1 protein-coding gene is annotated in these 1,593 nt (G+C 69.5%); it reads right to left on the reverse strand.

Features of this window, described 5'->3' with window-relative positions; all coding sequences use genetic code 11:
• A partial coding sequence (locus ACS5PK_RS22590; RefSeq protein ID WP_439442513.1) for a condensation domain-containing protein occupies positions 1-1,593 on the reverse strand: 1,593 nt, incomplete at both ends.

Below are 1,593 nucleotides of genomic sequence, written 5' to 3' on the forward strand. Positions count from 1 at the left end.
CCCCTCCACCAGCGCCACCGCCTGCGGCGTGCGCATCGCCTGCTGCTCGAACAGCTCCGTGAGGCTGCTGTGCCCCGGATACGGCACCTGCGTCTGGTTCCACTCCTGCAGCAGCTGCCTCCGCTCACCCTCCCCCACCAGCGCAATCTGCGCGATCGCCTGCTCCTCCTGCGCCACCATCCCTCGCAGCAGCGTCTCCAGGTACTGGCTCTGGCGCTGCATCGTCTCCGCTTCGAACAGCGCGCTGGCATAGTTCAGCGCCCCGGCAATCGTCCCCTCCTGCGTCAGCGCCAGGTGCAGCTCCAGGTCGAACTTCACCCGCTCCAGCGGCATGTCTGCGCTCCTGACCTCCAGCCCCGGCAGCGCCAGACTCCCCTGCTCGTTGCTCTGCCACGCAAACATCACCTGGAACAGCGGCGTGTGCTCCAGCCTGCGCGGCGGGTTCACGATCTCCACCACCTGCTCGAACGGCAGGTCCTGGTGCTCCTGCGCCCCCAGCGTCACCCGCCTCACCCGCTCCAGCAGCTCCCTCGTGTCCAACGGCCCCGACAGATCCAGCCTCAACGCCAAGGTGTTGACGAAGAACCCGATCAGCGGCTCCACCTCCTGGCGTCCCCGGTTCGCCGTCGGCGAACCGATCACCAGATCGCTCTGCCCGCTGAGCCTCCCCAGCACCGCCGCCCACGCGCCCAGCAGCGTCATGTACAGCGTCACGCCGTGGCGCTGTCCCAGCCGCTTCAGCCCTCGGGTCAGCTCGGCATCCAGCCTCACCGCTTGCAGGCTCCCCGCGTAGTCCTGCTGCGCCGGCCTGGGCTTGTCGGTGGGCAGCTCCAGCCGCACCGGCGCATCCGCCAGCTGCTCGCGCCAGTACGCCTCCTGCTTGCTCAGCTGCTCGCCCGTGAGCCACTGCCTCTGCCACGCGGCATAGTCGGGATACTGGATCTGCAGCGGCTGCAGCGGATCGTCCTGCCCCTGGCTGAACGCTCCGTACAGCGCGCTGAGCTCCGTCACCAGCACGCCCATCGACCACCCGTCGGACACAATGTGGTGCTGGGTCAGCATGAAGACATGCCGCTGATCGTCCAGTTGCACCAGCCGCGCCCGCACCAGCGGCCCTCGGCTCAGATCGAACGCCGCGTGCGCCTCTTCCAGGCTCAGCCGGCTCAGTTGCTCCTGGGCATCGGGCTGGCCTCGCAGGTCATGCTCCTGCCAGGGCATGCCCTGGGCGGCCTCCAGCAGCACCACCCGCGGCTCCCCGTCCTCGCTCACGAACACCGAGCGCAAGGCCTCGTGACGCGCCATCAGCGCATCCACGCTGCGCCGCAAGGCCTGCACATCCAGCGGCCCCTGCAGCTGCAGCGCCCACGGCATGTTGTACGCCTCGCTGCCCCCCTGCATCTGCGCCAGGAACCACAGCCGTTGCTGCGCAAACGACAGCGGCAAGGCCTGCTCGCGCGAGATCCTCGTCAGCGCCGGCCCCTGGGCCTGCTGCGGCTGCTGCCCCAGCTCGCCCAGCTCTCCCAGCGCCGCCGCGCACCCCGCCAGCGTCGGGTGATTGAACACACTGGCCAGCGTCAGCTCTATCCCCAGCGC

This window comes from Roseateles sp. DB2 (assembly GCF_051857535.1).
In the GTDB taxonomy this organism is placed as follows: domain Bacteria; phylum Pseudomonadota; class Gammaproteobacteria; order Burkholderiales; family Burkholderiaceae_C; genus Roseateles_B.